The organism is Streptomyces sp. KL109B (genome assembly GCF_030766935.1).
Taxonomy (GTDB): domain Bacteria; phylum Actinomycetota; class Actinomycetes; order Streptomycetales; family Streptomycetaceae; genus Streptomyces.
The window spans coordinates 482,383-502,385 of record NZ_JASERL010000006.1; the positions used below are offsets into that span (position 1 = coordinate 482,383).

Here is a 20,003-nt window from a genome sequence, read left to right on the forward strand (position 1 = left end):
CGGTTCGGCTCTGACAGGGGAGAGACAAACACTAAACGAAAACGATTGTCAATTGCGATAGGGTGCTCGGCGTGATGTTTGATGCGATCGGTGAAACCGTCGGCGCGGGCATGGCCTTCGGAACGTTCGGCGAGCTCCTCCAGGGTCAACTCCCGGAGAAGAACGGCGACTTCCTCGTCACCCTGCCCGTCGCCCGCTGGACCCGCGTGGTCTTCCGTCCCGACCCGCGGCGCGCGGAGCCGCGGGTCTGGCCCGCACACAAGACGAAGGCGCTGCGCCTGCTGCGGATGATCTGCGCGGACGCCGGGCACGCGGCGGGCGGGCAGCTCACCATCCGCAGCGCCATCCCCGAGGGCAAGGGCCTGGCCAGTTCCTCGGCCGACCTCGTCGCCACCGCGCGCGCCGTGGGGCGGGCGCTCGGGATCCCGATGCCGGCCCGCCGGATCGAGAGGTACCTCGCCCGCATCGAACCCACCGACGGCGTGCTCTACCCGGCGATCGTGGCGTACCACCACCGGACGGTGTCCCTGCGCGGCACGCTGGGCTCGCTGCCGAGGATGAGCGTGGTCGGCGTCGACGAGGGCGGCGTCGTCGACACCGTCGACTTCAATCGCGCGCCGAAGCCGTTCACGGGCGCGGACCGGCGCGAGTACGCGCGGCTGCTCGGGGACCTCTCCACGGCGGTACGGCTCGGCGACCTGGCCACCGTCGGTGACATCGCGACCCGCAGCGCGGTCCTCAACCAGCCGGTGAGCCCCAAGCGGTGGCTGGAGCCGATGCGGGAGATCTGCCGCGACGTCGGCGGCCTCGGGATCGCCGTCGGCCACAGCGGCACCACCCTCGGCATCCTGCTCGACGCCTGCGACCCCGCCCACCCGCACCGCGCCGCGGCGGCTTCCCGCGCCTGCGCGGAACTGGCGGGCTCGGCGACGCTCTACCGCACCCTCAGCTTCCGCAGGGGCGAGGCGCGGCCCATAGCAGAGCCCTCCGGCATCGCGCAATCCGTGCGCCGTTGAAGGGCGCGGGCGGGCCTGTGGGGTCCGGCGCCATAGTGACGCGGCGGGCCCGCCCCTACGGTTCCGAAGCACGCCCGGCACTCCGGGTGTGCGTCGAAAACCAAGGAGCATTCGCATGTCGATCCCCCCACAGCATGCGCGGCACCGCAGACGGTGGAGCCGCTGGACCGCCGGTCTCGCCGCCGTCGCCTCGCTCGTACTCGGGGCAGTCCTCATCGGCCCGGCGCCGTCCGCGAGCGCCGCGGTCAGCCTCACACCGGTGAGCAACTTCGGCTCGAACCCCGGCGCGTTGAAGATGTACGTCTACAAACCCGCGTCACTGCCCGACAACGCGCCCGTGGTGGTCGCGCTGCACGGCTGCACACAGAACGCGCAGACGTACGCCGACAACTCGGGCCTGCCCGAGACGGCCGACCGCGACAGGTTCGTGCTCGTCCTCGCCGAGACATCCTCGTCGAACAACATCAACAAGTGTTTCAACTGGTTCCAGTCCGGTGACACCCAACGCGGTCAGGGCGAGGCACTGTCCATCAAGCAGATGGCCGACCACGCGGTGTCGTCGTACGGCGGCGACGCCAAGAAGGTCTATGTGACCGGCCTGTCCGCGGGCGGCGCCATGACCTCGGCCGTGCTGGCCGCCTATCCGGACGTGTTCGAGGCCGGAGCGGTCGTCGCCGGCCTGCCCACCGGCTGCGCCAAGGACGTGATCAGCGCCTACTCCTGCATGAACCCGGGCGTCGACAAGAGCCCGAGCGAATGGGCGAAGCTGGTGCGCGACGCCAATCCCACGTACGCGGGACCGTGGCCGCGCGTCGCCATCTGGTACGGCGATCAGGACACGACCGTCGCACCGCGCAACGCCACCGAACTCCGCGACCAGTGGACACAGGTGCACGGCCTGTCGCAGACACCGACCAGGACCGCGAGCATCGGCCCGAACGCGACCCGGCAGGACCAGTACGCGACCTCCGACGGCACGGTCGCCGTCGAGGTCGACAAGGTGCCGGGCATCAACCACGGCACCCCGGTCGACCCCGGTACCGGAGCCGAACAGTGCGGCAGCACCGGCGCGCCGTACTTCCTGGACTCGATCTGCTCCAGCCACTGGATCAGCACGTTCTTCGGCCTCGCGGGATAGCGCACTGGGGCCTGTCGTTTGGATCAGGCCCCAGGTCCCGGCGCCGTACGGCCCGTTCACACCACGTGACTTGGAGGAGAAGGATGCTCTCGCCCCGAACCCTCGTGGCCCTCTCGCTGGCCGGAGCCTGCTCGCTCGTCATCGCCTCCGCGGCGGCGACGCCCGCGGCGACGCCCGCGGCGACGGCCCCGGCCGGCCACTGCGCGGGCCGCGGCCACCTTCGCGTACCCGGAGCCGAACGCCAACAGGCAGACTGCCTCGGCGAGTTGACGACTGCGGGCACCGTGGGCTCGGGGCACACCGACCCGGCCGACTACAACGGGCTCACCCCGAAGGACCTGCCCACGCCCACGGGCGTCCCCGGCATCCAGATCGACGGCTACTTCCCGGACACGTCCACCACCAACACCAACCACGGCTGGAACCACGACGCCCAGTTCGTGATCCGGCTGCCCGACCACTGGAACGGCGGCCTCGTCGTCGCCGGCACCCCCGCCAACCGCGAGCAGTACGCCAACGACCGCGCCATCGCCGACTGGGTCCTGGGGCGCGGCTACGCGTACGCCGCCACCGACAAGGGCAACACCGGCCTCACCTTCTACCGCGACGGCGAACGCCCCGGCGACGCCATCGCCGAGTGGAACGACCGTGTCACCCAACTCACCCGCGCAGCCAAGGCGGTTGTGGCCCAGCGCTACCACCGCCCGCCCACCCGCACCCTCGCCACCGGCATGTCCAACGGCGGCTACCTGGTGCGCTGGCAACTGGAGAACCACCCCGAGCTGTACGACGGGGGAGTGGACTGGGAAGGCACCCTCTGGCGCCCCGAGGGCCCCCATCTCCTGACCTTCCTGCCGCCCGCCCTGCGCCACTACCCGACGTACGCCGCCGGAGGTGAAGGCGCGGAGGCGGCCAGGCAAGCCATGCGCCGGGCCGGTTTCCCCGCGGGCTCCGAGTTCCTGTGGCCGTACCACCACAAGGTCTACTGGGACCTCACCCAGCGCATCTACCGAGAGGAACTCGACCCGGAGTACGACGGCGCCACCGAAGCCGACTACGACTACGCGAAGCGGCCCGCGCAGGTCCAACAGGCCGTCGACCGCATCGCGTTGACGGGACGTATCGGCAAACCGCTGATCACCCTTCAGGGCACCCTCGACGTCCTCCTCCCCATCAGCCAGGACTCCGACGTCTACGCCGACATGGTCCGCGAGTCCGGCCGCGGCGCCCTCATGAGGTACTACCGCGTCGAGGACGGCACCCACGTCGACTCGCTCGTCGACACCTTCCCCGACAAGCTCCGCCCGATCGTGCCGTGCCACCGCGCGGCCTTCGAGGCGATGGAGAAGTGGGCGGCGGGGGAGGAGCGGCCGCCGGCCGGTCATACGGTGCGGCGCCCGGCCGACGCCGACAGCGCGACGCTGCTCACGCGTTGTCCGCTGGACTGACCGGCGTGTTCCACAGCTCGTCGAGGGTCTCCTGGGTCGGCAGCGGTCCCGCGAGGCGTCCGCCCGGCTGGGCGAGCGCCGGGCCCAGCAATGACGTGAATCGCTGGGTGAGCTGCCCGGCCAGCGGTGCGGCGAGACCGGGCAGCGGGCGCGAGATGAGCGTCAGCAGAAGCAGTACGTCGACGTGGTTCACGTCGGCCTGCAACGCGCCCTCGGCGCGGGCCCGTTCGAGAAGCCGCGTCAGGGCGGCGAGGTACGCGTCGCGCGTGGCGTGCACCTCGTCCGTGGCGCGGAAGCGGCCCGCCGCGACGGGGAGCAGCCCCGCCGAGTGCGTGTCCACGCAGTGGTGCAGGACCCGGACGAGCGCCGTGTACGCGTCCGGCTCCTCGCGCAGCGCCGCCTCGACGGTGTCGGTGACCTCCCGCATGACGTCGAGACAGACCTCGCGGATCAGGTCCTCGCGGGACGGGAAGCGCCGGTAGAGCGTGGCGATGCCCACTCCCGCCCGTTGCACGACGAGGTCGAGCGGGGCCTCTGGGCCCACTTCCTGGAAGACGACCCTGGCCGCCGACAGCAGTCGCTGCCGCGCCTCCTCGCGGTAGCGCGGACCGTGGGTCTTGCCGATCTCAGAACGCGAAGCGGGCATGGGAGGGCTCCCGGTGTCGGAGGGGCGGCCTTGTATCGAAGGGCAGCCCTCCGATACTCTCCCGGAGTGTGATCGGAGGGAAGTCCTCCGATCCAATTCGGTGTGCATGGCGCGGCCGTGCCCGTCCAAGTACCAAGGAGTCACACGACCATGAGTACCTCCGCCGGCCGTCTTCTCGACGGCCGTACCGCCCTGGTCACCGGCGCCAGCCGAGGCATCGGCGCCGCGTGCGCGCGGGCGCTCGGCCGCGCCGGAGCCGCGGTCGCCGTCAACTACCTGAACAGCGCGGGCCCGGCCGGGCAAGTGGTCCGCGACATCGAGGAGTCGGGGTCCAAGGCGATCGCCGTGCGCGGCGACGCCAGTGACGCGGAGGCGGCGACCGCGCTCCACGAGGAGGTCGTCACCATGCTCGGCGACATCGACGTCCTGGTCTGCAATGCCGCCGGGTCCGCGGCCGCCGTGCACGGGTCCGTGGTCGAGGCGGGCGACATCATCGAGGGGCAGATCGTCACCCAGTTCCGCTCGACGATGCTGCTGTGCCGCCTCGTCGTCCCCGCCATGCGGGCCCGCAAGAGCGGCAGCATCGTGTTCATCGGCTCCACCGAGTCCCGGAGCAGCGCCCCGGCCGTCCCGCACGTGGCGGTCGCCAAGGCGACGCAGGACGCCCTGATGCGGGTGCTCGCCGCCGAACTCGGGCCCGAGGGCATCCGGGTGAACACCGTCGCGCCGGGGCTCGTCCCCACGGACGGCAGCTCCGCCGCGATCACCCCGAGCGTCGTCGAGGCCGTCACCGGCAGCACGGCGCTGCGCCGGCTCGGTCAGGCCGAGGACGTGGGCGACGCGGTGCTTGCCCTCGCGAGCGACCTGAGCCGGCACATCACCGGGGCGTACGTGCCGGTCGACGGCGGCCTCGCGATGCACTGAGTTGATGAGTTAAGGACTGGCAAAGTCCGTTCCGGGCGAGCGGAGTTGGCTGCACACTGAATGCGCAGAATGCGACAGGTTCAGCCAATTTCGGACACCCTTGATCGGGTGTCGTCCACGGGGAGGCATGGCTGTGAGTTCGGGTGCTGTCTCGCAAGAAGCCGTTGTGCGGCGCGATGTCCGTCCGGCCGGGGCCCAGCCCCGCTTGTCCACCGCACGCGCGCTGGTCGATGTCATCTCCGGCAAGTGGGACCTCGCCGTCATGATCGAACTGTGGCCGGAGAGCCGCAGGCACGCCGAACTCGGGCGTGCGACCGGCGTCGAGCGCAAGCAACTGACGCGGGTGCTGCGCCGGTTGGAGAGCTCCGGCCTGGTCGACCGCACGGTCGAGGCCGACAGCTCTCCCGTGCGGGTGCGCTACGGGCTGACCACCCGAGGGCGTGAACTCCTGCGCGGCATAGACGAGGTGGCGCGCTGGTGGGCCGCCGGTGGCGGGGTGTCCGGGGGCGCGGTTCCCGGAGTCGGGGGCGCGGTTCCCGGGGTGGGGGCGGCGGCGAAGCTCTGCGGGTAGGCGGCGCGGCGGTCGGCCGGTCACTCCCGGCCGGTTACTCCCTGCCGGTTACTCCCTGCCGGTCACTCCTTGGGTGCGGCCCGGGCTGACCGCCTCGCCGCGTCCTTGCCCGTGCTCCCGCCCCGCGCCGCCGTCTTCCTCGGCGCCGCCTTGCCCGCCGCTGTCTTCTTCGGCGCCGCCTTGCTCCGGGCGCCGCGCGGCGGCTGCGCCCCGCCCGCCGCTGCCGTGACGTCACCGCCGTTCCACAGCGCGTCCAACGCGTCCTGGTCCAGGCGCGGTTCGGCGAGCTCCGCCGCGGCCTCCGCGCCCAACGCCGGTACGAGCAGGTCGAGATAGCGGTGGGCGAGCCGCTGGGCGAGGTCGGTGTCCGCGCCGGGCAGCGGGCGGGAGATCAGCGCCAGCATCAGCAGGATGTCCACGTGGTTGACCTGCGCCCGCAACGCCCCCTCGGCCCGTGCGCCGTCGAGGAGGCCGGAGAGCGCGTCGACGTACTCCGTCCGCGCCCGCAGCACCTCCTCCGTTTTCAGGAAGCGGCCCGCGGCCACGGGCAGCATGCCGGCCGCGTGCGTCGACACGCAGTAGTGCAGCACGCGCACGAGGGCGCTCCACGCGTCGGCCTCCTCCCGCCCGGCGAGCGCCGCCTCCTCGGTGACATCGCGCATCACGTCGAGACACACCTCGCGCAACAGGTCCTCACGGGTCGGGAAGCGCCGGTAAAGCGTCGCGATGCCCACGCCCGCGCGGCGCGCGATGACCTCCAGGCGGGCGTCGTGCCCGTCCTCCTGGAAGACGAGCCGGGCGGCGTCGAGAATCCCCTGGCGCGCCTCGGCCCGGAACCGCGGGCCGCTCTGGGCGGCCGTGTCGTCGGCCGCGGGCGCGCCCGAGCGCGCTGCTGACGTGTGTGCATCGGTCGGCATGCTGGAACCCCTTGTTCGGAGGGTGCCCCTCCGATAGTCTGGCGGCAGAGTTCGGAGGACAACCCTCCGATCGTTTGACTCTACCGTGTCCGCGCCCCGAAGAGGAGATCGCGGGGGAGCGGACCTTCCCGGAATGAGGACTGTGGTCATGGTGACTGTGGGGTCCGGAGCGCCGCGACGGGAGACATTCGCCCGTACCGAGCCGATTCAAGTGGACGCCGAATTGGGTGTGGGCGAGATCCGCGCCCGGCTGGCCGATGTCTCCGAGGTGCTCGTCGAGGTGTGGGCCGGAGCGGGCTGGTACGCGGCGGCCCAGCCCGGCTGCCCGAACGGGGGCGTGTGGCCGCGCGGCGGCTATCAGTGGGGCTGGCACCCGGGACACACGCCGGTGCCGCCGGTCCCCGGCGTTCCCGCGGTGCCGCCCGTGCCGTACGTTCCCGGGGTTCCGCCGGTGCCCGGGAGCGCGGGTGCGGCGGGCGCGCCCGGGGCGGCGGCGGGCTGGGCGTGGGCTCCGGGGCACGGCCCCATACCGCCGGGGCACGGCTACGCCCCCGGCTACGGCGCGATCCCGCCCGGCCACGGCTACGTGCCCGGGTACGGGGCGGTGCCCGGCGGAGCCGTCCCCGCCGGGGAGACGGTGGCCGGGCTCGCGGATCTCGCCGTCTCCTTCGACGAGGCGGGCGGCCGCCTCCTGATCGGCGTACCGCAGGGGCATCCCCTGTGGAGCACCGCGCTCGCCGTCGACATCACCGTCCCGGCCCGCTCCCGCCTCAACCTCCGTACGGGAAGCGGCTCCATCGCCGTCGCGGGCACGGCCGCCGCCGCGTCGCTCACCACCGGGTCCGGCTCCCTCGACGTCGAGCGGTCCGAGGGGGACACGGCCTTGGACACCGGATCGGGCTCCATCGCGGCAGGCCATCTCCTCGGCAACGGCAGGCTGCGCACCGGCAGCGGTTCCGTGGGCGTCGGCACCGTGGAGGGCGAGGTCTCGGTGCAGGCCGGCACCGGTCAGATCGCCGTGGGCCGCCTGGCGTCCGGCGCCCTCGACGCGTTCACCTCCTCCGGGGAGATCCGGATCGGCGTGCGGGCCGGCGTCGCCGCCGAGGTCGACGCCCACTCCGGCTCCGGCGGCGTCCGCAACGACCTGGCCGACGCCCCCGCCCCGGCGGCCGGGACGCCGCCCGTGCGGGTGCGGGCCCGGACCGGTTCCGGGCGCGTCTGGATCGCCCGCGCCGCGTGACGCGAAGCCCCCGCACACCCCGGCGAAGCGTCGGCGGGGCCTCACCCGCCACCGCTCAAGACACCCTCCGTTCAAGAAACCCACCGCTCAAGAATGGGAGCCCTTCGGTGAACGACACTGTCGGCCGCCTCCTCGAAGGCCGTACCGCCCTCGTGACCGGCGGCAGCCGCGGCATCGGTGCCGCGACCGCCCGCGCCCTGGGCCGCAACGGCGCCTCGGTGGCCGTCAACTACCTCTCCAACCGGCAGGCCGCGACCGATGTCGTGCACAGCATCGAGCTCGACGGATCCAAGGCGGTGGCCGTGCAGGGCGACGTCTGCGATCCGCACCAGGCCGCCGAACTCGTCTGGCAGGCGGGCGAGTTGCTCGGCGACATCGAGATCCTGGTGTGCAACGCGGTCGGCGGTCCGCCGGTCTTCCGCGGCACCGCGCTCGACTCCGGACACGAGATCCAGGCCAGGGCCGACGCCCAGCTCCGCGCCACCCTGAACGTGTGCCGGCTCGTCGCCCCCGCGATGCGCGCCGCGCGCAGCGGCAGCATCGTCTTCGTCGGCTCCAGCGAGTCCCGCAGCAGCGGACCCGTCGTCGCCGACATCGCCGTCGCCAAAGCGGCGCAGGACGCCCTGATGTGCGTACTCGCCGCCGAGTTGGGGCCCGCGGGGGTGCGGGTCAACACCGTGGCGCCCGGCTTCGTCCCGACCGACGGCAGCGCCGCCTCCGGGCGGCCCGCCCTGCTCGACGCGCTCATCGAGGCGACGCCGCTGCGCCGCATCGCCCAGGCCGAGGACGTCGCCGATGCCATCGTGGCGCTCTCCAGCGATCTGACCCGCCACATCACCGGTGCCTATCTGCCCGTGGACGGAGGCCAGATCATGCACTGACACGTCGGCCCTTTTGGGCGATCCTTTCCCGTCACCGGAATTTAATGAGCGCGGAGGAGCGGCTGCGGCATGCCTTTTCCGGTGGGGTGTGCCGCTATACCGTACCGATGTTTTCCCCGCCGTAATGTGCGTGTAGTCAAAGGTGGCACGGCGGACAGTCGATGTCCCCTGGTGGCATCAAGTTCCCCCTTGCGGGCCTCCTTTGACGTTTGTTTCGCTAAGGCCACGGACGGACCGATCAAGGAGACTGTCTTGGCCACCATTTGCAGGCCGGCGATAGCGGTGCCGGAGAATGTCATCACCATGGAAGAAACACTGGAGATGGCAGAAGAAGTCCATGCCGGAAGCCGGCATCTGCCGCTCGCACTCCGCCTCATCACCAACACCGGAGTACGTAAACGGCACATCGTCCAGCCACTCGAACGCACCCTGGAACACCCCGGGTTCGAGACCCGGAACAAGATCTACGAGCGCGAGGCCAAGCGCCGGGTGCCGCCGGTGATCCAACAGGCCCTCGCCAACGCCGAACTCACCGCGCGCGACATCGACGCGATCATCTACGTGTCGTGCACGGGCTTCATGATGCCGTCCATGACGGCCTGGCTCATCAACACGATGGGCTTTCGCACCGACACCCGCCAGATCCCCATCGCGCAGCTCGGCTGCGCGGCGGGGGCGGCCGCCATCAACCGCGCGCACGACTTCTGCACCGCCCACCCGCGCTCCAACGTCCTCATCGTGGCCTGCGAGTTCTGCTCCCTGTGCTACCAGCCGACCGACGGCGACGTGGGCTCCCTGCTCTCCGACGGGCTCTTCGGCGACGCCGTCGGCGCGACCGTCGTGCGCGGCGAGGGCGGCACCGGGATCCGTGTGGAGCGCAACGAGGCGTACCTCATCCCGGACACCGAGGAATGGATCTCGTACGACGTCAAGAACACCGGCTTCCACTTCCGCCTCGACAAGCGGGTGCCCGGCACGATGGAACCCCTCGCGCCCGTCCTCAAGGAGGTCGTGCAACGGCAGAACTGGGACGTGCGGAACCTCGACTTCTACATCATCCACGCGGGCGGACCCCGCATTCTCGACGACCTCTGCAAGTACCTCGGAGTCGCCCCGGAAGAATTCCGCTTCAGCCGCACCACGCTCACCGAGTACGGAAACATAGCGAGCGCGGTGGTGCTCGATTCGCTGGCCCGGATGTTCGCCGAGAATGCCGTCACCGAAGGGGCCCGCGGGATCATCGCCGGATTCGGCCCCGGTATCACCGCGGAAGTCGCCACGGGTTCCTGGACGGTGCACGAGCCGGAATTCCAATTCGGCGCCACCCTGCCCGAGGTGGCGGCCGTATGAGCGTAGAAGGGCTCATCGTCCCGCCGGGGCAGGGAAAGAAACTCGTCACCAAGGCGCACGAGGTCACATTCAAAGTGACCGGCGAACATTCCAGGGCGGGATCCAGTTTCGAGGTCATCGTGCCGCCCGGATTCGACGTCGGCGCACACACGCACACGCGCAGCGAGGAACTCTTCTACGTCGTGGAGGGCGAGCTCGACATCCTCGCGTTCGAGCCGCGCGAGCGCGCAGGCCACTGGAGCACCTGGCAGTCGCCCTCCGGCGCCGAACCGGTCAGGGCGGGCGCGGGCAGCGTGCTCTTCGTGCCGCCCGGCTGCCCGCACGCCTTCGCCAACCGCACCGACACTCCGGTGAAGATGTTCTTCCAGGCCGCGCCGCCGCCCGACCACGAGGCGTACTTCGAGCAACTCCTGGAGATCTTCGCGGCCGGCGGCGAGATCGACGCCGACGCCGTGCAGCGGCTGCGCGAGAAGTACGACATCCAACAGATCACGCCGCTGACCTACGGCTGATCCGCGGGCCGGACTCTCCGAAGGGCCACGTCATGCCCCGTATCCTCGCGGTCTCCGGGTCCCTGCGCAGGGACTCCTTCAACACCCGTCTGCTCAAGGCCATCGAGCCCCTCGCCCCCGAGGGCATGGAGCTGGAGCGCTACGAAGGCCTCGCCGAAGTCCCCCTGTTCAACGAGGATGTGGACACGGATCCGGCGCTGCCCGCCGTGGCCCGCTGGCGCGAGGCGATCCGCCGCGCGGACGGAATCGTCATCGCCACGCCCGAGTACAACAACTCGATACCCGGCGTCCTCAAGAACGCCGTCGACTGGGCGTCCCGCCCGCACGGCCGTGGCACGCTCACCGGCAAGGGTGTCTGCGTGCTCGTCGCCACCCTGGGCCGCGTGAAGGGGTTCCGCTGCCTCAGCGACACCAGCAGGATCCTGTCCGGACTCGGCAACCTGGTGATCGCCGAACCCGAAGTCGTGGTGTCCTCGGCGCCCAGCGCCCTGGTCACAAGACCCGACGGGGGAGTACGGCTCACCGACGGGACGGCCGCCGCGCTCATCACCATCCAGCTCGAAGCCCTCGCCGACGTCATCAAGACGCAGGCCGCGACCGCGGCACGCGAAAGCATCGAGCGCAACCAACTCCTGCTGCACCGGCTGCAGTTCTACCCGTACGTCGTCCGTGCCCTCGCCGAGGGCGCCACCGACCGCACGGTCGTGGAACGGCTCACCGCGGCGGGCCTCGCGCCCGGCATCGTCACCGAATGGCTCGCCGAGGCACGCGACGCGCGGCGGCACTGACCGGCGTACGCACCACACCGCGACACACCACACCGCGACACACCACACCGCGACACACCGCACTCCAACGGCATCGACAGCGAAGGACACTCCCCACATGCCCAGCACCACGCACACCCGCGGCCTGCACGACCCCGCCGTCCGCAAGGTCCTCGACCGGCTCTTCGCCGAGGCCGTGGCCGACGAGACGAAGACGCCGAGCGTGGCCGGCACGCTGACCGCCTGGAAGGGCGAGCCCAGCGCGGACGAGCTGCGCCGGATCTCGGACGACGTCGCCCACGACGCGCTGCTGCCCGTACCGCCCGAGGTCGGCACCCTCCTCTACCAGCTGGTGCGGGCCACCGGCGCCACCACGGTCGTCGAGTACGGCACCTCGTACGGCATCTCCGCCATCCACCTCGCGGCGGCGGTCCGCGACAACGGCGGCGGCCGCGTCATCGGCTCCGAACTCAACGAGACCAAGGCGAAGATCGCCACCGCGAACATCGCGGAGGCCGGGCTCGCCGAGTACGTCGAGGTGCGCGTCGGCGACGCCCGCGAGACGCTGCCCCAAGTCGAGGGACCCATCGGCCTGTTGCTCCTCGACGGCTGGACCCCGCTCTTCCACGGCGTCCTGAGGCTCCTCGAACCGAAGCTGACCGTCGGCTCCGTGGTGGTCGCCGACGACACCAGCCTGTTCCCGGAGAAGCTCACGGACTACTTCGCCCACGTCCGGGGCGCCGACAGCGGCTACACCTCGACGCCGCTGCCGATCGGCGACGGACTCGAACTCTCCGTCCGCACCAGCTGACCGCCCCCGCACCACCCCCGGCCGGAGGGCGCCGCCACTCCCCGCGGCGCCCTCCGCGCCCCCGCCCGAGCCAGCAGCCGCTGCGACCCAAGGGAGCACCGTGTCCCGCCGCCTGTTCACCTCCGAATCGGTCACCGAAGGCCACCCCGACAAGATCGCCGACCGGATCAGCGACACCGTCCTCGACGCCCTCCTGCGCGACGACCCCACCTCCCGCGTCGCCGTGGAGACCCTCGTCACCACCGGCCAGGTGCACCTGGCCGGAGAGGTCACGACCACGAGCCGCGCACCCCTCGCCCAACTCGTCCGCGACGCCGTCCTCGACATCGGCTACGACACGTCGGCCAAGGGCTTCGACGGTGCCTCCTGCGGCGTCTCGGTCTCCATCGGCGCCCAGTCGCCGGACATCGCGCGGGGCATCGACACCGCGTACGAGAAGCGGGTGCACGGCGAGGACGACGCACTGGCCGAACAGGGCGCCGGAGACCAGGGGTTGATGTTCGGCTACGCCTGCGACGAGACACCCGAGCTGATGCCGCTGCCGATCCACCTGGCCCACCGGCTCGCGCGCCGCCTCACCGAAGTGCGCAAGGACGGCACGGTCCCCTACCTGCGCCCGGACGGCAAGACCCAGGTCACCATCGAGTACCAGGGCAGCCGGCCCACCCGCCTTGACACCGTCGTCGTCTCCAGCCAGCACGCCGCCGGCATCGACCTGCCCGGACTCCTCGAACCTGACCTGCGACGGCACGTCGTGGACCACGTCCTCGCCGAACTCGCCTACGAAGGCGTCAAGTTGGAGGACGAGGAGTACCGGCTGCTCGTCAACCCCACCGGCCGCTTCGAGACCGGCGGCCCCGCGGGCGACGCCGGACTCACCGGACGCAAGATCATCATCGATACGTACGGGGGCATGGCCCGGCACGGCGGCGGCGCGTTCTCCGGCAAGGACCCCTCCAAGGTGGACCGCAGCGCCGCGTACGCCATGCGCTGGGTCGCCAAGAACGTCGTCGCCGCGGGGCTCGCCGAGCGCTGTGAGGTCCAGGTCGCGTACGCCATCGGAAAGGCGGAGCCGGTCGGCCTGTTCATCGAGACCTTCGGCACCGCGACCGTCGCCCACCATGTCATCGAGAAGGCCGTCCGTGAGGTCTTCGACCTGCGCCCCGCCGCGATCGTCCGCGACCTCGACCTGCTCCGCCCCAGCTACGCCCGGACCGCCGCGTACGGTCACTTCGGCCGCGAACTCCCCGAATTCACCTGGGAGAAGACGGACCGCGTGACCGCGCTGCGCGCCGCCGCGGGGGTGCGGCCGTGAGCTTCGCCGTCACCGGATCCGTCGCGAGCGACCACCTGATGACCTTCCCCGGCCGCTTCACCGACCAGCTCCTGCCCGACCAGCTCGCCCACGTCTCCCTGTCGTTCCTCGTGGACAGCCTCGACGTGCGGCACGGCGGCGTCGCCGCCAACATCGCCTACGGCCTCGCCCGGCTCGGCCACCGGCCGCTGCTCGTCGGTGCCGTCGGTGCGGACTTCGAGCGCCGAGGCGCCGAACTCGCCGCGCTCGGCGTCGACATGACGGCGGTCCGGGTGTCACGCACCCGGCACACGGCCCGCTTCATGTGCACCACCGACACGTCCGGCAATCAGCTCGCGTCCTTCTGCACCGGTGCCATGGCGGAGGCGGCGGACATCGACCTGGAGGGCGTGCTCCGCGGGCACGGAGGCGTCGACCTGGTGCACATCGGCGCCGACGACCCCGACGCCATGGCGCGGCACACCCGCGCCTGCCGAGCCCTCGGCGTGCCGTTCGCCGCCGACCCCGCGCAGCAACTGGCCCGCCTGGACGGGGCCGCGATCCGTCAACTCGTCGACGGTGCCCGGCTGTTGTTCACGAACGGGTACGAGCGTGCGCTGCTTGTGAAGAAGACCGGGTGGCGCGAGCGGGACGTTCTCGAACGCGTCGGTACGTGGGTCACGACGCGGGGCGCCGAAGGCAGCGTCGTCGAACGGCTCGGCCGGCCCGCCGTGCCGGTCGCCGCGGTGGCCGTCGCCGATGCCATGGACCCGACCGGTGTCGGGGACGCGTACCGGGCGGGGTTCCTGGCCGCCACCGCTGACGGCCACGACGCCGTGGCAGCCGCGCGGCACGGCTCCGCCCTGGCGGCGCTCGCGCTGCGACACATCGGTACCCAGACCTACGCGCCCACGGCGGAGGACCTCGACGCGGTGGTCGTCGCGGCCCATGGGGCGCGCGCGAAGGCATCGGCGTCGGCTGCTGGGGTGTCCGGATGACGACGACCGCCGCAGCGCTCGGACGGGCCGCCCGGGCGACACCCGGACCGGCCTCCGCGGCGCGGGCCGGCGCGGGCACCCTCGCCGACACACTGGCCGCCGGAGTGCCCACCGTGTCCTTCGAGTTCTTCCCGCCCAAGACGGCGAAGGGGGAACGCCTCCTCTGGGACACGATCCGCCGGGTCGAAGCCGTGCGCCCCACCTTCGTGTCCGTCACCTACGGTGCCGGCGGCTCCTCGCGGGACCGCACCGTGCGGATCACCCGGCGGATCGCCGCGGAGACCACTCTGCGCCCGGTCGCCCACCTCACCGCCGTCGGCCACTCGGTCGCCGAGCTGCGACACATCATCGGCGCCTACGCGGACGCCGGCATCCGGGACATCCTCGCCGTCCGCGGCGATCCGCCGGGAGACCCGCGCGGCGCGTGGGTCGCGCACCCCGAAGGGCTCACGTACGCCGCCGAGTTGGTGCGTCTGATCCGTTCCTGCGGAGACTTCTCCGTCGGCGTCGCCGCCTTCCCGGAACGCCACCCGCGGTCGGTCGGCTGGGACGACGACATCCGGCATCTGGCAGCCAAGTGCCGGGCCGGGGCCGACTACGCCATCACGCAGATGTTCTTCCGCGCGGAGGACTACTTCAGGCTGCGCGACCGCCTGTCGGCCGCGGGCTGCGACACCCCGGTCATCCCGGAGATCATGCCCGCCACGGACGCCCGCCAGATCCAGCGCTTCGCCGAACTCAGCGACGCCACCTTCCCGCCGGACCTCGCCGAGCGTCTGCACGCGGCCCGGGACACCCCCGCCACCGCCCACCGGATCGGCGTCGACCACGCCACCGGCCTGGCCCAACGCCTCCTGGACGCCGAGGCGCCCGGCCTGCACTACATCACCCTCAACCACTCCACGGCCGCCCTCGACATCCACCGGGGACTGCGCCTGCCCACCGCCCCTTCCCGCCCGGAGGCCGCACGGTGAACGCACCACCACTCCCGGTCCGCGCACGCGAGGCCGCCGCGACCGCCGCAACACACCGCCGCCACGCGGACGAGACGCGGAACCTGCACCCCGACGTGGCCCGAGCCCTCGTGGCGGCCGGCTTCGCCCGCCACTTCGTGCCCGAACGCCGGGGCGGCTGCGCCGGAAGCCACCGGGACACCGTCGAAGGTGTGATCGCCGTGGGCACGGAGTGCGCGTCGGCTGCCTGGTGCGCGGCCATCTTCGCGTACGGCGGCCGAATGGCAGGTCGGCTGCCCGAGCGGGGGCAGGACGAGCTGTGGTCGGCGGGCCCGGACGCCGTGACCGTCGCGGCGTTGCAGCCGACGGGCCGCACCGGGGCCGTGCCGGGCGGGTGGCGGATCACCGGGCGCTGGTCCTACGTCAGCGGCGCCGCGCACGCCGACTGGGCGCTCGTCCAGGCGCCGGTGGACGCGGACGGCGGGGGCGAACCCCGGCGGCGCTTCTTCGCCGTGCCCCGCGCGGAGTTCGACGTCGAGGACACCTGGCACACGCTCGGGATGCGCGGCACGGGCAGCAACACCGTCGCCGTCGACGACGTCCTCGTACCGGCCCATCGCACGTTCGGCGCCGAGGAGTTGGACCACGCGCCCGTGCCGCTGCGCACGACGGCGGGACTCACCTTCGCGCCGCCCTTGGTCGGCGCGGCCCGTGCGGCCCTCGCGGTCTGCGCGCGGGAGCTGCCACCGAGTGTGGACCTGGTGCGGGCGGCGGGTGACACGGAACTCGCGCGCGACGTACTCCTCCGGGTCGCCTCCGCCGCCGACCGGCACGCGGACACCGAACGCCGCGACTGGCAGACCTGGGCACCCTGGGACTGCGCCCGAGCCGCGGAATTGGTCAAGGCCGCGGCCGACCGGCTGATGGAGGCCGCGGGTACCCGGGCCTACGCAGAGGGTCATCCCGTCCAGCGCGCCTGGCGCGACATCCGTACCGGCGCCAGCCATGTCCGCCTCCGGCCCGAACTCGCCGCCGCCCCTTGCCTGGTGGCCCTGAAGGAGCTCCATGACGAGCACTGAGACAGAGCACGGCGACCGCACCCCCGGCGGCGTGGCCGCCCTGCGGGAGGTGCGGGCGCGCGCCGTGGCCGGGCCGAGCGAGCGGGCCACGCGGGCTCAGCACGCCAAGGGGAAGCTGACCGCGCGCGAGCGGATCGAGCTGCTCCTCGACCCGGGCTCGTTCCGGGAGGTCGAGCAGCTGCGGAGGCACCGCGCGCGGGGCTTCGGACTCGAGGCGAAGAAGCCCCATACCGACGGTGTGGTCACGGGCTGGGGCACCGTCGAGGGCCGCACGGTCTTCGTCTACGCGAACGACTTCCGGATCTTCGGGGGCGCGCTCGGCGAGGCCCACGCCACGAAGATCCACAAACTCATGGACATGGCCCTCACCACGCCTCGTACTTCACCATCACGGCCGTGTGCGGCATCGGCATCGGGGCCGGGCTGTTCGCGAGGCGCAGGCCGCTGGGGCGGCTGCCGCACTCGGGGCTCGAGGACTGAGGCGGCGCTCAGGTCAGTTCCTCGGCCAGCAGGTCCATCAGCAGTCCGTCCTGCCAGGCCCCCGTCCGCGGGTCGCGCGCGTACGCCCGCATGATCCCCACCGGCTTGAACCCGACCTTGCGGTAGCTGCGGATCGCGGCGGTGTTGGCCGCGGCGGGGTCGATGGTCAGGCGGTGGTGTCCGCGCTCGTGCACCAGCCACCTGGCCAGCGTGCGCACCGCGTCCGTGCCGAGGCCCTTCCCGTGGTGTCGCTCCGTCAGGAAGACGTCGATGCCGGCGTGGCGGAACTCCGGGTCGGTCTCCTCCTCGTACTGGATCGCCCCGACGACCTCCCCGTCCAGGACCACGGCGAGCATGTCCGCGTAGCCCTCCGGGGGTGACCACCAGGCCGCCACGCCCGGTTCGCGCACGATCCGGTGCAGGATCTCGTCCTCGTCGTCGGCGACGGGGCGCAGGACGACGGTGGCCCCGCGGAGTTCCATGTCCGGCTCCAGGTCCGGCTCCGAGTTCGGTTCCAAGTTCGCCTCCATGCCCCGTATTTTCCCTCCGCCGCCATCGCTCGGTGTGGACTCACTCCCGCGCTTCGGGGGCGTGCTCGTCCAGGAGCTGGAGGAAGGCGCGGGCCGCGGGGGAGGGGGCCGAGGCGCGCCACAGGGCCCGGACCGTGCGGGGTGGCACACCGGTCGTCGGGACGGCGGTCACCCCCGGCATCCGGGCCGCCGTCGCCGCGGAGACGAGGCCGAGGCCGAGGCCGCGGGTGACGAGTTGTTCCAGGAGCGCCATGGTGTCCGCCTCGAAGGCGACCGTGCGGGCGGCGCCGGCCGCGGCGAACGCGGCGTCGTTGTGCTGCCGGATGCCGGAACCCTGGGGCATGTCGACCATGTCCTCGGCGGCGAGGCGGGCGGGGGCGATGTCTGTGGCCGTGGCCAGGCGGTGTCCGTGCGGCACGATCGCCACCATGTCGTCGCGCGCCAGCACCCGCCCCGTCAGACCGCTGGGCGGCGGCCCCGGAGGTGTGTCGACGAAGGCGATGTCGCAGGCGTGCTCCCGCAGTTGGGAGAGCAAATCCCGCACCAGCCAGGCGCGCAGGCCGACACGTACCGCCGGATGCCGCTCCCGAAAGTCCGCCAGCAGATCGGGCAGATCCACCGCGGTGAGCGGGGCGATGGTGCCGATGACGAGGTTGCCGCGCACCTCGCCGGCGTGGGCGAGCGCCTCGTCGCGGGCGCGCTGAGCGGCGGACAGCGCCTCGCGCGCGGGACCGAGGAAGCCCTCGCCCGCGGCCGTGATCCGTACCCGGCGGCTGGTGCGCTCGAAGAGCCGGACCCCCAACTCGCCCTCCAGGCGCGCGATCTGCTCGCTGAGCGCGGACTGCACGACGAAGCAGCGGTGCGCGGCGCGCGTGAAGCTGCCGGTCTCGGCGACGGCTATGGCGTAGGTGAGCTGGCGCAGTTCCATGCGATCGATCGTCATCACCGATGGCTGGCATGGCAACTACCTGTTGGACCGATCCGGGGCGGGCGGAGCAGCATCGACGCGGGCCCTCGCACGTCGAACGCCGCGCCCGGCACCCCGTATGCCGCACTCCGGAAAGGACGCCAGATGGCTTCTCCCTCCCCGTCCACGGCCGCTCGTACCGCACCCCCGCCCGCCGAGCAGGGCCCCGGACGCGGTCTTGTGCTGTTGCTGTCCGTCGCCGTCGGCCTGTGCGTGGCGAGCAACTACTACGCGCAGCCGCTGCTCGACACCATCGCCCGCACGCTGCAACTCTCCTCGTCCTCGGCCGCGTTGGTGGTGACGGTCGCCCAGGTCGGGTACGCGCTGGGGCTCGTCCTCGTGCTGCCGCTCGGCGACCTGGTGGAGCGCCGTCGGCTGATCTGCGCCCTGACCCTGGCCACGGCGGCTTCGCTGGCCCTGACGGCGCTGTCCACGAACGCGGCCCTGCTGCTGACCGGCACCGCCCTCACCGGCCTGCTCTCCGTCTCCGCGCAGGTCCTGGTGCCGTTCGCCGCCGACCTGGCCGCGCCGCACCAACGCGGCCGGATCGTCGGCACCGTCATGAGCGGCCTGGTGCTCGGCATGCTCCTCGCCCGTACGGTCTCCGGGGCGCTCGCCACGCTCGGCGGCTGGCGCACCGTGTACGGGGTGGCGGCGGTGGCCATGGTCGTCCTGACCGCCGCGCTGCGCCGGGCGCTGCCCCGCCACCAGGGTTCGGCGGGTCTCCGCTACCCGGACCTGCTGCGCTCCACCGCCCGGCTGCTGGCCGATGAACCGGTGCTGCGCGCCCGCGCGGCGCTCGGTCTGCTGGCCTTCGCCTGCTTCAGCGTGCTGTGGACCTCGCTCGCCTTTCTGCTCTCCGGCCCCGGCTACGGCTGGTCCGACGGCGAGATCGGGCTGCTCGGCCTGGCCGGGGCCGCGGGGGCCGTCGCCGCGCAGGCCGGCGGCAGGCTGGCGGACCGCGGCCGGACGACGCTGACGACGGGGGTGAGTGCGCTGCTGCTGCTCGTCTCGTGGGGGGCGCTGCTGCTGGGCGCGCACAGCCTGGCCGCGCTGCTCGCCGGGATCGTCCTCCTCGACCTGGCCCACCAAGGCGTACACATCTCGAACCAGTCGCTGATCTACGCGCTGCGCCCCGAGGCCCGTGGCCGCCTCACCTCCGCGTACATGACGCTCTACTTCGCGGGTGGCGCCGTCGGTTCGGCACTGGCGGGGGCGGCGCACGCCCGCGCCGGGTGGGGCGGGGTGTGCGTGCTGGGGGCCGGGCTCGCGCTCGCGCTGTGCGTGGTGTGGGCGGCGGCGCTTCCCGTCGTGCGGGCTTGGTGGGAGCGGCGGGTGGTGGCCAGTGTGTTCTGGTCGATGGTGTGTGCCGTGGTGGGTGGAGCGGTGGTGTTGGCGGCGGTGGCTCTGTTGCTTCGGGTCACGGTGCTCTGACCGGGGTCGGGCGGTGCCCGCCGGGCGCGGTCGGTCGTCCCCGCGCC

Annotated in this window: 19 protein-coding genes and 2 pseudogenes; 17 read left to right on the forward strand and 4 right to left on the reverse strand. The window is 72.4% G+C overall.

Features of this window, described 5'->3' with window-relative positions:
- The first annotated feature begins 74 nt into the window (after positions 1-74).
- From RBJ65_RS22940 to RBJ65_RS22950, 3 genes and pseudogenes are all read left to right on the forward strand, one after another.
- A complete protein-coding gene (locus RBJ65_RS22940) occupies positions 75-1,016 on the forward strand; it encodes a kinase (RefSeq protein WP_306319158.1) in 942 nt (313 codons plus the stop codon).
- 115 nt (positions 1,017-1,131) lie between these two features.
- Positions 1,132-2,151: pseudogene (locus RBJ65_RS22945) on the forward strand (PHB depolymerase family esterase); the annotation flags it as partial.
- Positions 2,152-2,237: 86 nt separating this feature from the next.
- Positions 2,238-3,602: a tannase/feruloyl esterase family alpha/beta hydrolase gene (locus tag RBJ65_RS22950; RefSeq protein WP_306319034.1), complete on the forward strand. Its 1,365-nt coding sequence runs from the start codon at positions 2,238-2,240 to the stop codon at positions 3,600-3,602.
- On the opposite strand, the gene RBJ65_RS22955 is transcribed toward RBJ65_RS22950, so the two are convergent.
- Positions 3,580-4,248 carry a TetR/AcrR family transcriptional regulator gene (locus tag RBJ65_RS22955; protein ID WP_306319035.1) on the reverse strand — a complete coding sequence of 223 codons (669 nt, stop codon included), beginning with the start codon at positions 4,246-4,248 and terminating at the stop codon, positions 3,580-3,582. The genes RBJ65_RS22950 and RBJ65_RS22955 overlap by 23 nt on opposite strands.
- A 150-nt stretch (positions 4,249-4,398) precedes the next feature.
- Here RBJ65_RS22955 and RBJ65_RS22960 point away from each other — a divergent pair, with 150 nt between their 5' ends.
- Together RBJ65_RS22960 and RBJ65_RS22965 are read left to right on the forward strand one after the other, a co-directional pair.
- Positions 4,399-5,172 carry an SDR family NAD(P)-dependent oxidoreductase gene (locus tag RBJ65_RS22960; protein ID WP_306319036.1) on the forward strand — a complete coding sequence of 258 codons (774 nt, stop codon included), beginning with the start codon at positions 4,399-4,401 and terminating at the stop codon, positions 5,170-5,172.
- 205 nt (positions 5,173-5,377) lie between these two features.
- Positions 5,378-5,743 (forward strand): helix-turn-helix domain-containing protein, encoded by a 366-nt coding sequence (locus RBJ65_RS22965; protein ID WP_306319037.1) that lies wholly within the window; start codon positions 5,378-5,380, stop codon positions 5,741-5,743.
- Positions 5,744-5,805: 62 nt separating this feature from the next.
- On the opposite strand, the gene RBJ65_RS22970 is transcribed toward RBJ65_RS22965, so the two are convergent.
- Positions 5,806-6,660: a TetR/AcrR family transcriptional regulator gene (locus RBJ65_RS22970; RefSeq protein WP_306319038.1), complete on the reverse strand. Its 855-nt coding sequence runs from the start codon at positions 6,658-6,660 to the stop codon at positions 5,806-5,808.
- Between the two features lie 211 nt (positions 6,661-6,871).
- Between RBJ65_RS22970 and RBJ65_RS22975 the strand changes: the two genes are divergently transcribed.
- From RBJ65_RS22975 to RBJ65_RS42150, 11 genes and pseudogenes are all read left to right on the forward strand, one after another.
- On the forward strand, positions 6,872-7,900 hold the full coding sequence (locus RBJ65_RS22975; RefSeq protein WP_306319039.1) for a DUF4097 family beta strand repeat-containing protein: 1,029 nt from the start codon (positions 6,872-6,874) through the stop codon (positions 7,898-7,900).
- A gap of 107 nt (positions 7,901-8,007) precedes the next feature.
- The gene (locus tag RBJ65_RS22980) at positions 8,008-8,781 is read left to right on the forward strand and encodes an SDR family NAD(P)-dependent oxidoreductase (RefSeq protein ID WP_306319040.1); all 774 of its coding nucleotides are present in this window, start codon (positions 8,008-8,010) and stop codon (positions 8,779-8,781) included.
- 252 nt (positions 8,782-9,033) lie between these two features.
- Entirely contained in the window at positions 9,034-10,131 is a 1,098-nt protein-coding gene (locus RBJ65_RS22985; RefSeq protein WP_306319041.1) for a type III polyketide synthase, read from the forward strand.
- Complete coding sequence (locus tag RBJ65_RS22990; RefSeq protein ID WP_306319042.1) at positions 10,128-10,643, forward strand: cupin domain-containing protein; 516 nt, start codon at positions 10,128-10,130, stop codon at positions 10,641-10,643. The genes RBJ65_RS22985 and RBJ65_RS22990 overlap by 4 nt, the downstream gene beginning before the upstream one ends.
- Positions 10,644-10,675: 32 nt before the next feature.
- Positions 10,676-11,431, forward strand: a complete 756-nt coding sequence (locus RBJ65_RS22995; protein ID WP_306319043.1) for an NADPH-dependent FMN reductase — start codon at positions 10,676-10,678, stop codon at positions 11,429-11,431.
- Between the two features lie 97 nt (positions 11,432-11,528).
- Positions 11,529-12,221 (forward strand): O-methyltransferase, encoded by a 693-nt coding sequence (locus tag RBJ65_RS23000; protein ID WP_306319044.1) that lies wholly within the window; start codon positions 11,529-11,531, stop codon positions 12,219-12,221.
- A 100-nt stretch (positions 12,222-12,321) separates the two neighbouring features.
- Positions 12,322-13,536 carry a methionine adenosyltransferase gene (gene metK / locus RBJ65_RS23005; RefSeq protein ID WP_306319045.1) on the forward strand — a complete coding sequence of 405 codons (1,215 nt, stop codon included), beginning with the start codon at positions 12,322-12,324 and terminating at the stop codon, positions 13,534-13,536.
- Positions 13,533-14,513 carry a carbohydrate kinase family protein gene (locus RBJ65_RS23010; RefSeq protein WP_306319046.1) on the forward strand — a complete coding sequence of 327 codons (981 nt, stop codon included), beginning with the start codon at positions 13,533-13,535 and terminating at the stop codon, positions 14,511-14,513. The genes metK and RBJ65_RS23010 overlap by 4 nt, the downstream gene beginning before the upstream one ends.
- Positions 14,510-15,487: a methylenetetrahydrofolate reductase [NAD(P)H] gene (gene metF, locus RBJ65_RS23015; RefSeq protein ID WP_372341272.1), complete on the forward strand. Its 978-nt coding sequence runs from the start codon at positions 14,510-14,512 to the stop codon at positions 15,485-15,487. Before RBJ65_RS23010 ends, metF begins: the two co-directional genes overlap by 4 nt.
- A complete protein-coding gene (locus tag RBJ65_RS23020) occupies positions 15,484-16,545 on the forward strand; it encodes an acyl-CoA dehydrogenase family protein (protein WP_306319047.1) in 1,062 nt (353 codons plus the stop codon). Before metF ends, RBJ65_RS23020 begins: the two co-directional genes overlap by 4 nt.
- Positions 16,532-17,092: pseudogene (locus tag RBJ65_RS42150) on the forward strand (carboxyl transferase domain-containing protein); the annotation flags it as partial. The gene RBJ65_RS23020 and the pseudogene RBJ65_RS42150, both read left to right, overlap by 14 nt.
- Here the strand turns inward: RBJ65_RS42150 and aac(6') are convergent.
- Positions 17,034-17,507, reverse strand: a complete 474-nt coding sequence (gene aac(6') / locus RBJ65_RS23030) for an aminoglycoside 6'-N-acetyltransferase (RefSeq protein WP_306319160.1) — start codon at positions 17,505-17,507, stop codon at positions 17,034-17,036. The pseudogene RBJ65_RS42150 and the gene aac(6') sit on opposite strands and share 59 nt — an antisense overlap.
- A gap of 88 nt (positions 17,508-17,595) precedes the next feature.
- Complete coding sequence (locus tag RBJ65_RS23035; RefSeq protein ID WP_306319048.1) at positions 17,596-18,498, reverse strand: LysR family transcriptional regulator; 903 nt, start codon at positions 18,496-18,498, stop codon at positions 17,596-17,598.
- Positions 18,499-18,627: 129 nt separating this feature from the next.
- Here RBJ65_RS23035 and RBJ65_RS23040 point away from each other — a divergent pair, with 129 nt between their 5' ends.
- On the forward strand, positions 18,628-19,956 hold the full coding sequence (locus RBJ65_RS23040; RefSeq protein ID WP_306319049.1) for an MFS transporter: 1,329 nt from the start codon (positions 18,628-18,630) through the stop codon (positions 19,954-19,956).
- Positions 19,957-20,003: the final 47 nt, after the last annotated feature.

Coding starts and splice junctions, on each gene's coding strand:
- RBJ65_RS22940 (WP_306319158.1), top strand. CDS start 75: ATGTTTGATGCGATCGGTGAAACCGTCGGCGCGGGCATGGCCTTCGGA.
- RBJ65_RS22950 (WP_306319034.1), top strand. CDS start 2,238: ATGCTCTCGCCCCGAACCCTCGTGGCCCTCTCGCTGGCCGGAGCCTGC.
- RBJ65_RS22955 (WP_306319035.1), bottom strand. CDS start 4,248: ATGCCCGCTTCGCGTTCTGAGATCGGCAAGACCCACGGTCCGCGCTAC.
- RBJ65_RS22960 (WP_306319036.1), top strand. CDS start 4,399: ATGAGTACCTCCGCCGGCCGTCTTCTCGACGGCCGTACCGCCCTGGTC.
- RBJ65_RS22970 (WP_306319038.1), bottom strand. CDS start 6,660: ATGCCGACCGATGCACACACGTCAGCAGCGCGCTCGGGCGCGCCCGCG.
- RBJ65_RS22990 (WP_306319042.1), top strand. CDS start 10,128: ATGAGCGTAGAAGGGCTCATCGTCCCGCCGGGGCAGGGAAAGAAACTC.
- RBJ65_RS22995 (WP_306319043.1), top strand. CDS start 10,676: ATGCCCCGTATCCTCGCGGTCTCCGGGTCCCTGCGCAGGGACTCCTTC.
- RBJ65_RS23000 (WP_306319044.1), top strand. CDS start 11,529: ATGCCCAGCACCACGCACACCCGCGGCCTGCACGACCCCGCCGTCCGC.
- metF (WP_372341272.1), top strand. CDS start 14,510: ATGACGACGACCGCCGCAGCGCTCGGACGGGCCGCCCGGGCGACACCC.
- RBJ65_RS23035 (WP_306319048.1), bottom strand. CDS start 18,498: ATGACGATCGATCGCATGGAACTGCGCCAGCTCACCTACGCCATAGCC.
- RBJ65_RS23040 (WP_306319049.1), top strand. CDS start 18,628: ATGGCTTCTCCCTCCCCGTCCACGGCCGCTCGTACCGCACCCCCGCCC.